This window comes from Streptococcus cristatus (genome assembly GCF_003943505.1).
In the GTDB taxonomy this organism is placed as follows: domain Bacteria; phylum Bacillota; class Bacilli; order Lactobacillales; family Streptococcaceae; genus Streptococcus; species Streptococcus cristatus_E.
Map to the genome: position 1 here is coordinate 1 of NZ_RJPS01000092.1, position 626 is coordinate 626.

The 626-nt window shown below is 45.8% G+C and carries 1 protein-coding gene; it reads left to right on the forward strand.

Features of this window, described 5'->3' with window-relative positions; genetic code table 11:
• Nucleotides 1–65: 65 nt before the first annotated feature.
• Nucleotides 66–626 (forward strand): mucin-binding protein (locus D8792_RS11535; RefSeq protein ID WP_446677400.1); only part of this gene is annotated, 561 nt, incomplete at its 3' end.

Sequence of the window (626 nt, forward strand, 5' to 3'; positions counted from 1 at the left end):
TTGATCTTCCAGTAGTTCCAGATGTACCAGGCACTACACCAGTAGGCCCAGATGGTACTACACCATTGACACCGAAAGATCCGAGCGATCCAAGCAAGGGTTACAACCCACCACCAATTCCAAGTGATCCAACTCAGGATACACCAATCAATTATGTTAAAGATGGTCAAAAAGCGATTATCACCTTCGTAGACCAAGATGATAACAACAAGGAAGTTGGTAAGGTCGTTGAAAGCGGTAAGTCAGGTGAGCCAATCGGAACTACTAACTACGCAACTCGTCTGAAAGAATTGACAGACAAGGGCTACGAAGTGGTGAACGATGAGTTCAAGGGACCTAAGACCTTCGATAACGATGATAAGAAGGACCAACAATTTNTTGTTACTCTTCGTCATGGTAAAGAAGCAATCAAGGATCCAGCAGAACTCAACAAGAAGGTTACACGTACCATCAAGTATCAATACGCAGATGGTCAAACAGCAGGCCGTCCAGCTCTGAAAGCTCCAGTAACACAAGAAGCAGCCTTCACACGTACAGGTGAGCGCGACCGTGTAACTGACAAGAAGACTTACGGTGCATGGACACCAGCTACGAAAGAATTGGCTCAAGAAGCTACACCAGTCGTA